11 protein-coding genes and 1 pseudogene are annotated in these 12,022 nt (G+C 63.8%); 9 read left to right on the top strand and 3 right to left on the bottom strand.

Annotated features, from left to right (window positions below; genetic code table 11):
• Window positions 1-100 precede the first annotated feature (100 nt).
• Both P6U23_RS25485 and P6U23_RS25480 read left to right on the top strand, forming a co-directional pair.
• The gene (locus P6U23_RS25485; RefSeq protein WP_407175274.1) at window positions 101-1,279 is read left to right on the top strand and encodes a CaiB/BaiF CoA transferase family protein; all 1,179 of its coding nucleotides are present in this window, start codon (window positions 101-103) and stop codon (window positions 1,277-1,279) included.
• A complete protein-coding gene (locus tag P6U23_RS25480; protein ID WP_407175273.1) occupies window positions 1,276-2,223 on the top strand; it encodes a hydroxymethylglutaryl-CoA lyase in 948 nt (315 codons plus the stop codon). Before P6U23_RS25485 ends, P6U23_RS25480 begins: the two co-directional genes overlap by 4 nt.
• Window positions 2,224-2,309: 86 nt before the next feature.
• Here the strand turns inward: P6U23_RS25480 and P6U23_RS25475 are convergent, their stop codons facing one another.
• Both P6U23_RS25475 and P6U23_RS25470 read right to left on the bottom strand, forming a co-directional pair.
• Complete coding sequence (locus P6U23_RS25475) at window positions 2,310-3,503, bottom strand: MFS transporter (RefSeq protein ID WP_407175272.1); 1,194 nt, start codon at window positions 3,501-3,503, stop codon at window positions 2,310-2,312.
• A gap of 235 nt (window positions 3,504-3,738) precedes the next feature.
• On the bottom strand, window positions 3,739-4,662 hold the full coding sequence (locus tag P6U23_RS25470; RefSeq protein ID WP_407175271.1) for a LysR family transcriptional regulator: 924 nt from the start codon (window positions 4,660-4,662) through the stop codon (window positions 3,739-3,741).
• A 181-nt stretch (window positions 4,663-4,843) separates the two neighbouring features.
• Here P6U23_RS25470 and trxB point away from each other — a divergent pair, with 181 nt between their 5' ends.
• Window positions 4,844-5,824 carry a thioredoxin-disulfide reductase gene (gene trxB / locus P6U23_RS25465; RefSeq protein WP_407181572.1) on the top strand — a complete coding sequence of 327 codons (981 nt, stop codon included), beginning with the start codon at window positions 4,844-4,846 and terminating at the stop codon, window positions 5,822-5,824.
• A gap of 14 nt (window positions 5,825-5,838) precedes the next feature.
• Window positions 5,839-6,621, top strand: a complete 783-nt coding sequence (locus P6U23_RS25460; RefSeq protein ID WP_407175270.1) for a glutaredoxin domain-containing protein — start codon at window positions 5,839-5,841, stop codon at window positions 6,619-6,621.
• 78 nt (window positions 6,622-6,699) lie between these two features.
• Here P6U23_RS25460 and P6U23_RS25455 read toward each other — a convergent pair.
• Window positions 6,700-6,994, bottom strand: a pseudogene (locus P6U23_RS25455) (LysR family transcriptional regulator); the annotation flags it as partial.
• A gap of 125 nt (window positions 6,995-7,119) precedes the next feature.
• On the opposite strand from P6U23_RS25455, the gene P6U23_RS25450 reads away from it, so the two are divergent.
• The 5 genes from P6U23_RS25450 (at window position 7,120) to P6U23_RS25430 (ending at window position 12,019) form a co-directional block, all read left to right on the top strand.
• Window positions 7,120-8,058 (top strand): crotonase/enoyl-CoA hydratase family protein, encoded by a 939-nt coding sequence (locus P6U23_RS25450; RefSeq protein ID WP_407175269.1) that lies wholly within the window; start codon window positions 7,120-7,122, stop codon window positions 8,056-8,058.
• Window positions 8,059-8,102: 44 nt separating this feature from the next.
• Complete coding sequence (locus tag P6U23_RS25445; RefSeq protein WP_407175268.1) at window positions 8,103-8,933, top strand: class I SAM-dependent methyltransferase; 831 nt, start codon at window positions 8,103-8,105, stop codon at window positions 8,931-8,933.
• A gap of 16 nt (window positions 8,934-8,949) precedes the next feature.
• On the top strand, window positions 8,950-9,477 hold the full coding sequence (locus P6U23_RS25440; RefSeq protein ID WP_407175267.1) for a hypothetical protein: 528 nt from the start codon (window positions 8,950-8,952) through the stop codon (window positions 9,475-9,477).
• Between the two features lie 484 nt (window positions 9,478-9,961).
• Window positions 9,962-10,306: a hypothetical protein gene (locus tag P6U23_RS25435; protein WP_407175266.1), complete on the top strand. Its 345-nt coding sequence runs from the start codon at window positions 9,962-9,964 to the stop codon at window positions 10,304-10,306.
• A 42-nt stretch (window positions 10,307-10,348) separates the two neighbouring features.
• Window positions 10,349-12,019, top strand: a complete 1,671-nt coding sequence (locus tag P6U23_RS25430; RefSeq protein WP_407175265.1) for a hydantoinase B/oxoprolinase family protein — start codon at window positions 10,349-10,351, stop codon at window positions 12,017-12,019.
• Window positions 12,020-12,022 lie beyond the last annotated feature (3 nt).

The following is a 12,022-nucleotide window of genomic DNA, read 5'->3' as shown; positions in this document are numbered from 1 at the left end:
CAAGCGTTCTAGAACCGCGAATGTAGCATTCGGCAGATTGTATTTCTCAGATGGCTGCGGAAAGCCTAGTTTGGCCCTCGCAAAGTCAGGGAGAGGCGCGATGGCCGCAATGGGACTGCCGCTTGAGGGGGTGAGGGTCGTGGAGATGACCCACATGGTCATGGGGCCCGCCTGCGGCATGGTTCTGGCCCAATTGGGCGCCGAGGTGATCAAGGTCGAGCCGCCCGTCGGCGACAAGACGCGCTCGCTCGGCGGCATGGGCACATCTTTCTTCCCGCTGTTCAACCGGGGCAAGCGCAGCGTCGTGCTCGACTTCGCCAAGTCAGAGGATCGCGAGACCATGCACCGGCTGCTGGCGACCGCCGACGTGTTCCTGGAAAATTTTCGCGACGGTCAGCTTGAGAAGCAGGGTCTGGGTGCCGAAGAACTGCGTCGCCGCCATCCGCACCTGATCATCGCGGGGCACAAGGGTTTTCTCTCAGGCCCCTACGAGCATCGCCCGGCGCTGGACGAGGTCGTGCAGATGATGTCGGGACTGGCCGCCATGACCGGCACCAGGGACAAGCCGCAGCGTGTCGGCTCGTCCGCCAACGACATCATGGGCGGAATGTTCGGCGCGATCTCGATTCTGGCTGCGCTCTACCAGAAACGCGGTGGGCGAAAGGAAGGCTCGGACATCCGCATCGGCCTATTCGAGAATTGCCTGTTCCTGGTCGCCCAGCATATGGTCGAATATGAGATGACCGGCAACAAGCCGCGCTCGATGCCGGAGCGCGAGCATGCCTGGCCGGTCTACGACATCTTTGAGACCGCCGGCGGCAATCGCATTTTTGTCGGCGTGGTCACCGAAGGTCACTGGCAGAGCTTTTGCAGGGAGTTCGGATTGCAAGAGTTTCTCGAGGACCCAAGCCTGCGCACCACGACGGATCGGATTCTGGCGCGCGCAACGATCATTCCGCGTGTGGCGGAAGAGATCAGGCGCTGGGACGTCGAAAAACTCTCGGCAAAGCTCGATTCGCTCAACATCTGCTTCTCGCCCATCAACCGCCCCGAAGATCTGTTCGATGATCCGCATGTGCTGCGGCCGGGTGGGCTCGTCAGCAATGTCAACGCCAACGGAGCCCCTTTCCGCGTGCCGGCGTTGCCGGTCCAATGGAACGGCGCCAATCTCGGCGAGGGCCTGCAAGTCCCTCGGCTCGGTGCCGATACGGACGCGATCCGCGCCGAACTGGACGCACCGGATATTCCGACTACGAAGGCCGCTGGGAGGCGGGCATGACGCAGGTTGCGGAGGTCTATCCCGAAGGACGCATTACCTTGCGTGAGGTCGGTCTGCGCGACGGACTGCAGCTCGTGAAGGCTTATCCCTCGACGTCGGCCAAGCAGTGCTGGGTGCGCGACGAATATGCGGCGGGAGTTCGACACTTCGAGGTCGGTTCATTCCTGCCGGCAAAAACGTTTCCGCAATTTGCCGACGTTCGCGAGATCGTCGGCACGGTCGGGACCTTGGCCGGCGCGCACGGTGTCGCGCTGGTGTTGAACGAGCGCGGCGCCAATGAGGCGCTGGCCTCGGGCGTTGCCGAGATCGGGTCGGTGCTGTCGGCGACTGAAGAGCACAGCCAGGCCAATGCCAGGCGTTCGCGCGAGTCCGCGATCGCGAATATCAAGCGGCTGTGCGAGTTGCGCGACGCGAGCGCGCATAAGCCGATCGTCAGTGCGGCGATTTCGATGGCGCTGGGCTGCTCGATCGCGGGGCCGGTCGATCCCGACGAGGTGTTGCGGCTGGTCGAAAAATGCTTCGAAGCCGGCGTCGATGCGATCGGCATTGCCGATACAGTCGGATATGCGGGCCCCAAGCAGGTCGGTGAGTTGACGCGTGCCGCCGTCAGGCTTGCGGGATCAAAGCCCGTCTGCGTTCACCTGCACGATACCAGAGGCATGGGAATTGCGAATGCCGCGGCCGCGCTCGACGAAGGCGCGCGCATTCTCGACGGCTCGCTCGGGGGCCTCGGCGGTTGCCCGTTCGCGCCCGGCGCGACCGGCAATGTCGTCTTCGAAGATCTGGTGTTCCTCTGTGAGAGCAAGGGCTTTGCCACCAGCATCGATATCGAGAAGCTGATCGCGGTGCGGGCGATTGCGCGTGCCGAGATGCCGAACGAGCCGCTCCATGGCGGGCTCGCCCGCGCCGGATTGCCGCTCGGCTATCCGGCGAACACGATTTGACCCCATAAGCTTTCGATGCTCCGGTCGCGCGCCGCCCGCCGTGCTTGCGGCGGAAGCGGGCGCAGGGCGTTGCCCGTCAGAGACGGTCAGGATCGCGGCGCTGGAGCGGTGGCTGCTACGGTGGGTACAAGGTGCCGGGCAGAGGAGCCGCGGAAGGTCCAGGCGACCCAGGCGGTGATCAACAGGCCCAATGCCAACCCACAGAGGCCGAAGGCGAAGCTGTTGTAGAGATCGCGAAACAGACCCATCAGGAGCGGGCCGGCAAAGCCGCCGACATGGCCCATCGAGCTTACGAAACCGATGACGGCTGCACCCCCCGTGCCCGCAAACATCGTCGTCGGAATAGTCCAAAAGGCCGAGAGAGCGAAGTAAAGACCCATCGCCGCCACCGAGAGTGCGATCAGGCTCACGGCTGCCGTCTGGTTCAGGGCGCTGGCAACAAGACCAATGCAGGCCACCAGGGCTGCGATGGCGGCTTGCTCCGCCATCGTTCTCTTTCCGGGATGGCGTAGCCCGGCGATAAGCATGGCGACGCTGGCGGCGACATAGGGAAGCGCGGCCACGAGCCCGGTCTGGGCGATGGAGAATCCGAACTGGCGCACGAGCTGGGGCAGCCAGAGGTTGAGGCCGTAGATTCCCATGATGATCCCGAAATACCCGACCGCCAGCGCGATCGCGGAGCGGCTGAATATGGCGCGGCTAATGCCGCGCGCTGACCCGTGCGGGCGCGATGCCATATCGGCCGCCATGGTGTTGATGAGCCATTGGCGTTCCTCTGGTGCAAGCCAGTCTGCCTTTTGCGGAACGTCTGTCAGATGCTTCAATGCCAGTGCGGCGAGCGCGACGGCGGGCAACCCCTCTCCAATGAAAACCCACTGCCATCCGGTGAGACCCAGTACGCCCTGGAGCTGGATGAGCGCGGCCGACAGCGGAAAGCCGATGACCGCCGAAAGCGGGTTGGCGAGGAGGAAGAACGCCATCATCCGCGTTCGATAGGCGGCGGGAAACCACAGGCTGATGTAAAAGATCGCGCCGGGAAAGAACGCGGATTCCGCAGCGCCCAGCAGTGCGCGCATGGCATAGAAGCTGCTCTCGTTCCAGACGAACGCCATTCCGGTCGCGACGATACCCCAGGTCAGGGTCATGACCATCATGACGCGCCGCGCACCAAAGCGGTTGATGGCGAGCGTGCCGGGGATCTGCAGCAGCAGATAGCCCGCGAAGAAGAGAGAGCCGCCAAACCCGAACACGCTCGCCGAGAAGCCGAGATCCTTGTTCATGGTCAAGCCGGCGAAGGCGAGGTTCGTCCGATCGATGTAGGAGACGCAGCGCGAGAAGCGGAACGAGTCTCCACGTCACCTTGCGCATCGTGCGCGCTTCCAGCTCTCTCATGTTTCCTCCCCGGGTTTGCTTCGCAGCTCTGGCCGCTGCCTCTATTGGCGGCCAGAAGACCGGCTCGCGCCGCGGGACTCAATTTTTGTCTTGGCAACGGAGCGTTCTTGAAGCGCGAAAGCCTCAGGCGGTAGCCGGCCCCAGGCTTGCGCCGACGAGATGATCGACGAAAAGCTGAGCGGGGCGGGACAATGCCTCCCGGTTCGCCGTCACGACATGCATCTCACGATTGGCCCAGGAATCGGTGAGCCGGATCGCTCTCAGCCCCAGCCCCCGTGCAGCGACGTCGAAAGCGCCGCTCGGTACGATGCCGATGCCGAGACCTGCCTGGATCATGCGACAAAGGCCATCGTAGCTCGGAACATGGATCATGCATCGCAAAGACCGGCCGAGACGGGCGGCCTCGCGCTGGATCAGCGTGAAGATCGCGCTGGACGGATGCAGCGCGACGCAGTCGAAATCCACCGTCTCAGCGAAGGTGATCTCCGCAAGGCTGGCAAGGCTATGATCCTCGCGCACGACGACCATGAGATGGTCGCGGCGGTAAAACAGGGTCTGGAGACTGGTCTCGTAACCCGTTGCGCAGCACACCCCGACATCGCCCAGTCGCTCCTCGATGCTGCGCAGAACCTGGACGCTCGGCATCTCCTGCATGTCGACCTTGATCTGCTGGTGCAGCGCCAGAAAGCTCGAAATGTCTTCCGGCAGGAACTGGACGATCGACGAAATGTTCGCGAGGATGCGGACATAACCGCGCACGCCGCGGCTGAATTCGTCGAGCTCCTCGCCGAGCTTTTCGACGCTGCGCACCACGCTGCGAGCATGATGGAGGAGGGCTTCGCCGGCGCGCGTCGGAACCATGCCGCGGGCCTTACGGTGGAAGAGCGCGACGTTCAGATGCGCTTCAAGATCGCCCAGACGCTTGCTGATGGCAGAGATGGCAATCGCTTCCCGTTCCGCCGCGCGCGCGAGCGTGCCCTCTTCGCAGACGGCGATGAAGAGTTGGAGCGATACGAGATCGAGGCGGCGAATAAGGCTGCGATTCAAGTTTCGATGTCCTGTCGGCGCGGATTTGCTGCGATGATTTCTTGGCTCGCGAACGCGCCGTTGCCCAAACAGGGATCGCCTTGGTGCCTCGCAGACCATAAGGATCGCAAAGCTATAGCCTCGACCGGGCGGATCGCAAGAGCGGACCCGCGGCGTGGCGAAAGCCATCAGCGAGGTCCGCGTGCAAACCCATCGAAGCAAGGTCTTGATCATCGGCTCCGGTCCGGCCGGCTACACCGCGGCGATCTACGCCGCGCGCGCCAATCTTGCGCCGATCCTGGTGACGGGCCCACAGTCCGGCGGTCAACTGACGATCACGACCGACGTCGAGAACTATCCCGGCTTCGCCGCCGGCGTGCAGGGGCCTTGGCTGATGGAGCAGATGCGGCAGCAGGCGGTGAATGTCGGCGTACGGATCATCGAGGACATGATGACCTTCGTCGATGTGAGGCAGGCGCCCGTGCGGGCCGGTGGAGAGCTCGGCGACATCTATATCGCCGACACGCTTGTTGTCGCCACCGGCGCAAAGGCGCGCTGGCTCGGCATCCCCGGAGAGCAGGAATATAGTGGCCGCGGTGTCTCGGCCTGCGCCGTTTGCGACGGAATCTTCTTCCGCGACAAGGTGGTGGCCGTCGTGGGCGGCGGCAACGTTGCGGTTGAAGAGGCCCTTCACCTCGCCAACCTCGCCGCGCGCGTCTTCCTCATCCACAGGCGCAACACGCTCCGTGCCGAGAAGATCCTGCAGGACAGGCTCATGCGCAACCCGAAGATCAAGATTCTTTGGAACAGCCGGGTGGGCGAGATCCTCGGCGGTGGTGGGGCGCGAGCGAACCGGGCCAGAGCCGCGAAGGTGGTGAGCACTGTGAGCGGCGAGACGGCGGAACTGCCGCTCGACGGGGTTTTCGTCGCTATTGGACACGACCCCGCATCCGCACTGTTTCGTGGCCAACTCGATATGGACGAGGCCGGCTACATCCGGATCGCGCCCTGGTCGACGCGTACCAGCCGCCCCTGGGTTTTTAGCTGCGGCGACGTGTCGGACCCGAAATATCGTCAAGCCGTCACCGCCGCCGGCATGGGCTGTATGGCGGCGCTGGAAGCGGAGAGGTACGTGCTGGAAAACAGCCCTCGGCTCCAAGTTGCCCTACAAGACCGAGGATAAGGGAGTAAACAAAGATGACTGCGACGACGACGCCTGAAATCAAAGTGTTCTGGCAGCCCGGCTGCACGAGCTGCCTGCGCACCAAGGAATTCCTGACCCGCCACAACGTTCCGTTCGTATCCGTGAACGTGCTGGAGGAGGGTTTTGAGGAGCTGGAGCGGTTCGGGTTGCAGCAGGTCCCGATCGTGGTCCGCGGTGACGAATGGGTCAACGGCCAGGTTCTTGCCGATGTCGCGCGCATCGCCGGGATCGAGCTTCGTCACTTCATCGAGTTGCCGCCGGCCGATCTTTTCGCGCGGCTATGCCGGGTGCAGCAGGCGGCGCGGCGCTACCTACAGCAGCTTCCCGACGACAGTCTCGACAGGCTGCTGCCGAACCGCCCGCGCAGCTACGCCGATCTCGTTTACCACATCTTCAATATCGCCGATGCGCTACTGGAGCATGAGCGCGGCATTCCCCTGATCTGGGACTCCTATAATCGCGTGCCGGAGCCCGGCAAGGGCACGAAAGCGGCGCTCACGGCCTATGGCGACGAGGTCTTCGAGGGACTGCAGCACTGGTGGAACGAGAGCGGATCGCGCAAGGACTTCACCCAATCCGCGCAGGTCTACTATGGCACGCAGAACCTGCGTGAGTTCCTGGAGCGCACCACCTGGCATTCCGGACAACATACGCGCCAGCTCATGATGGTGTTGGAAATGATGGGGATTGCGCCCGAGAAACCTTTGGGAGCCGAGACCTTCGCCGGCCTGCCGATGCCCGAAAAGGTCTGGGACGACGAGAAGGCCGCTGCCTGATGCTACCGCGTTGAGTGCCGGCGACGCCGATCCGGGATGGTCCTCGCGGAAATCGTCGGCGCAACGCGGACGCCGCGGCGGCCGTTGTCCGGGTTCACGCGCGACCTCGCTCGCCGCGACGAGCTCCTCGAAAACCCGGCTTCGCGCGCGCGAGAGAAACCTGTCGCCCGCTTCCGTCAATCCGACGCTGCGCGTCGTGCGGTGAAGAGCGCAGCTCCAATGCGCGGCTCGACCGCGCGCACGGCCTGGCTGATCGCCAATGCCTCACGCCGAGTTCGGTGGCCGCCCGGCGAAAGCTGCGGTGCTGGGCGACGCTCAAGAACGCCTCCACGCCATCAAGCGCGCCATGCCGGACTGTGAAGTTCTGCTTCATAGCCCATCGACATTATCGCGAATAGTCGCTCGCGGAAAGCCGGCCTATGTGAGTTGCCATCCGAAGGCGACGCGGAATCTCGAGCCCAAGAGCCGCGACCGCCACTGAAGCTTTGGAGGAACCTCATGACTGATGTTCCTGATCGCATGCGCGACCAGTATCGCGTTGATCGCCGAGCCTTCCTCGCTGTCGGCGCAGCCGCTACGGTGCTTGCCGGCAGCCGGACTAGCTTTGCGCAGAACCAGCCGCCGGACGCGTCCGCTCCGACGATTGAGGCAGCTCCTAGCATAGTCAAGCTAGACCGCCTGGATGGCTCGATTCTGCTGATCGGCATCGATCGCCAGGAGTCGGACCGCATCAACTTTTCGACGGTCATCGGCCTCGGCCGTGCATACTATCTGCTCGATCACGATGACGCGTTGCGCGTCGGGATCCTCTATGCTCAAGGCCCCGACTTCGTAGGGGGGATCCTCGATCCAGCAAGCTGGGCACCAGTCCTACGCGCCGGTCGCTTCAATCCGGGGACACGCGAATTCATCAATCCGGTCGGCACGGTGCCGCCGCGTCGAGAGAAGCCGCTCGTTGTCGCCGTTCAGGGCAGGACCCAGGGAGCAGGTCACGAGCTTTTCCTCGCCGCCGATATCCGAATTGCTGCGAGCGATGCCGTATTCGCTCAAGGAGAAGTGACGAGGGGTCATTTCCCGGCCGGCGGCGCGACCGTCACATTCGTTCGCGAGGCAGGTTGGGGCAATGCGATGCGTTACATGTTGACCGGCGATGAATGGGGGGCCGACGAGGCCTACCGTCTCGGCCTTGTTCAATACGTGACGCCGCCTGGACGGCAACTCGATCGCGCAATCGAGGTCGCGCGTAAGATCGCAGCCGCAGCCCCGCTCGGCGTTCGAGCGACACTTGGTTCGGCCCATCGCGCGCTCAGTGACGGCCAGGACGCAGCCTTCGCGGCGCTGTTTCCCGAACTTGGCCGACTCGCGCAGAGCGAAGACCACGAAGAGTATTTTCGAGCGCTGCAGGAAAAACGTGCTCCCGCCTATCGTGGCCGCTGATGGCGGTCGAGCACACCCCGCGCAAACTCACAGGAGATTTTGACGTGACCGATGTTCTTGATCATGTGCGCGACCATTATCGCGCGACCGGCCTGACCGAACGGCTGAAGGTTGCGCTTGCCGTTTTTGGACCGGAGGATCAGCGGCTGACACCTCAGCAGCTCGCTCCTCTCGACCAGTTTCACACACGCGGGCTCGCTGCGACCGTCGAGCTCGCGGGGCTGGCCGGGATTACCGCGGAGACATCAGTCCTGGATATCGGCTCAGGCGTCGGCGGGCCGGCGCGCTTTCTGGCTGCGACCTACGGCTGCCGGGTCACGGGCATCGACCTCAGCGAACCATTTGTGGAGGCGGCGCGCTATTTGAGCGAACGCACGGGGCAGAGCGGGCGGGTGTCGTTCCAGGCCGCCAGCGCGTTGGCGTTGCCATTTGATGAGGGCCGTTTCGACGTCGTGCTGCTGCAGCACGTTGCGATGAATATTTCCGACCGCGCGCGGCTCTACCGCGAGGTCAGGCGCGTGCTCAAGCCTGGCGGCAGATTTGCGACCTTCGACGTCGTATCGAACGGCGGCGAGCCACCTTATCCCGTCCCTTGGGCGCGAACGCACGCCACGAGTTTTCTTCTGACAGCCGCCGCGACGCGCCAGGCAATCGAGCCGGCCGGCTTCCGCACGCTCTTCTGGCAAGACGACTCCGAGGCCGCCAAGGCCTGGATCGCGCAAATGCGCCCGTCGGGGCCGCCGCCTTCGCCCAATCTTGGCGTGGTGATGGGGCCGGACTTTGCGCAACTCGCGGCCAATCTCGGACGAAACCTGCTCGAAGGTCGCCTCGGCATCCTGACCGCGGTGTTCGAGGCTGCGCCGATCAACTCCTGAAAAGAGGGAGGAGCCAATGTCGCCGGCAGCCATCTTCGATATCCATCTCGCTCTCGGCTACGTTCCCTGGCTGCTTTGCCTCGGAGCCTATGTCCTGCCCCGGCTCAACGCGATGGATCACCTGGAGGCGCAGCGCGCCATCGCGACGCTGCACAGCTTCCGCTTCTTCGGGCTGGTCTTCCTCGTTCCGGGCGTGGTCGATCCCAATCTGCCTGCGAGCTTCGCCGCCTTCGCCGCTTATGGCGACTTCGCAACCGGGGTACTGGCCATGCTCGCGCTTCTGACGGTGAGGATACGTCCGCTGTTCTGGCTGTTCGTGGTCGCGTTCAACGTCGTGGGCACGGTCGACATCATCGTCGACTATCACCATGGCAACCAGATCGGTCTTACGAATTTGGCGGGCGAGCTGGGCGCCACTTACGCGATCCCGATCATCTATGTACCCTTGCTGATGATCACGCACGCGCTTGCGTTCTATTTGCTGCTGCGCTGGGTCAGGTCAGCAAGCCTTGTCGCGCCGGCCGAGGCCACGAGGCGCAGTTAGCCAAGACCGCTGCGTGGAAAACTCCTACGCGCAGATCCAAATGATCAGGAGCGCCATGGGAAGGCCGACGCCCAGCGCGCCAGCGATCATCAATGCGAAGGCCAGGAGTAGGTTTCCATCGGCCTGCAGCTCACGCCCAGCCATGCCCGTTGCTCCATCGAGCCCCATCGGGGATCGCGCCCAGTCCCAGGGACGATTGACCGAAGAAGCAGCAAATCACCGGGACAAGATCGCTGACACTTTCGTATCCAGATATTTACCCGAAAAAGAACACTTTGAGGTTGAATTTCCCGGGTTAATAAAAGGTTAACGGCAGCGTCTTGTTGGGGCGTGGTCCATTCAACTAATCCGGAGCGCGGTTCTTGCTCATGGCGCTTATGCCCAGTGGCCAGCTCCGCTTGGCCGCGCTCGCTTTTCGCAAATTGATTGGAACACGGAGCCAGTGTATCAAGACCGCGCAATGGTGGAGCGCGGGACTTAAGACATGGCCGAAGCAGACCTCGATATCGTCATTCGGTCGATTGCGAAAAAGCAGATCAAGACTTTGACCGACGCAGCCAAGAAGCGGCACGCCCGGTTCATGGGCTTGGCTGCCAAGGCGAAGGACAAAGAGAGCAGGGACCGCTACAGGCACCTTGCCAGGAACACGCAGCAACTGGCGGCGGCTGCGGCGCGGCGGCTGCAGATCACGGCGGAGAACGCGGCCGACAGCTACGCGCGGTCGATCAAGCGGGCGGCGGAGGAATTGGCGGCAACCAAGCCCGCCAAGGAGAAGGGGCCAGCCAAGTCAGCGAAGACGGCAAAGCCGGCGAAAAAGAAGAAAGCCTGACGTGGAATTGACGTGGGCCATCCTTGGTGCGAGCGGAGGCCGATGATGATCACCGTTGATCCCGTCACGCGCTCGGTCGTCCAGCATCGCCTGAGCGGCATCGTCGCCGAAATGGGCGAAGCCATGCTTCGCACCTCCTATTCGCAGATCCTCAATTCCAGTCGCGATTTCTCGCTCGCGATCTGCGACGCACAGAGCCGGCTGATCGCGCAGGCGGACCACATCCCGGTCCATGTCGGCGCGCTGCCTTGGGCGGCCCGCGCGGTGGAGGCGCGCTTTACCGAGGTGGCGCCGGGCGATGTCATCCTGATGAACGATCCCTATCACGGCGGCAGCCATCTTCCCGATCTCACCATCTTCGTGCCGGTCTTCGCGTCCGGCCGGCGGCTGTTCTGGACCATCGTGCGCGCGCACCAGAGCGACATCGGCGGCGCCACTCACGGCGCCTACAATCCGGACGCCACCGAGATCTGGCAGGAAGGATTGCGCATTCCGCCGATCAAGCTCTACGAGGCTGGAAGGCTGCGCGACGACATTCTCGACATGCTCGCGCTCAATGTCCGCAACTCCTACGATTTTCGCGGCGATCTCTTCGCCATGATCGGGGCGGCGCATCTCGGCGAGCGGCGGATGCAAAAGCTGTTCGCTGAGCTCAGCGCGCCGCTCGTGGAGGCCGCGATCGAAGGCGTGCTCGATGCGGCCGAAAGCCAGGCGCGCAGTGTGGTCGCCACCTGGAAGGACGGCACCTTCCACGGCGAAGCCTTTCTCGATGATGACGGGCGCGGTCACAATGACATCCGCATCGCGGCCAAGGTGATCAAGCAAGGCAGCGACATCGAGGTCGATCTCTCCGGTTCCGATCCGCAAGTGTTGAGCTTCGTCAATTCCTCGCATGCCAACATGCATGCGGCGGTGGCGATGGCCTTCTTCTATCTGATCGATCCGGACACGCCGAAGAATTCCGGCGCGCTGCGGCCGCTCAAGGTGGTGGCGAGGCAAGGCACCATCGTCTGGGCCGATCCGGGTCACCCGGTGACGCTCTGCACCAGCCATCCCTCCAACGAAATCGTCGAAGCGATCATCAAGGCGCTCGCCGCCTCCTGTCCCGACAGGGTGATGGCCGGCTGGGGCCGCCGCTTCCGGATCGCGATCAAGGGCGAGAACCCGCGCACCGGGCGGCCCTTCATCTGGCATCTGTTCCATGCCCGTCCCGGCGGCGGTGCCTCCGCCGGCGGTGACGGCTGGTCGTCGATCGGCGAGTGGCATTCCGTCGGCGGCTTGAAATTCGGCAGCATCGAAGTGGCGGAGGCGCGTTTCCCGCTGCATTTCCGTCACCACGAGTTCTTGGCCGATTCCGGCGGCGACGGCCAGTTTCGCGGCGGGCTTGGCGTGGCGCTCGATCTCGTTGTCGAGACCGAGACGGTCGCGCTCGGCAATACCGCGGGCGAGGGTATCAAGCACGGCTCGGCCGGTCTGCTCGGCGGCGAGGACTCCAAGCCACACCGCTACCGGCTGCTCTCGAAGGATCGGCCGCCGCGCGAGCTGCGCACCAAAGAGGTCGGCATCGAGATTTTTCCGGGCGATTGCCTGGAGATCCGCTCCGCCGGCGGCGGCGGTTGGGGACCGCCGGAGAAGCGCTTGCCGGCAGCGCGCGAGCGCGATCGTTTGCAGGGCCTCGTCACGGACGATCCGGCGAAGGCGCGGGCGAGTTGACGC

Source organism: Bradyrhizobium sp. STM 3562, from assembly GCF_045571435.1.
Taxonomy (GTDB): Bacteria; Pseudomonadota; Alphaproteobacteria; order Rhizobiales; family Xanthobacteraceae; genus Bradyrhizobium.
This window is presented reverse-complemented; position numbering and strand designations above follow the sequence as displayed.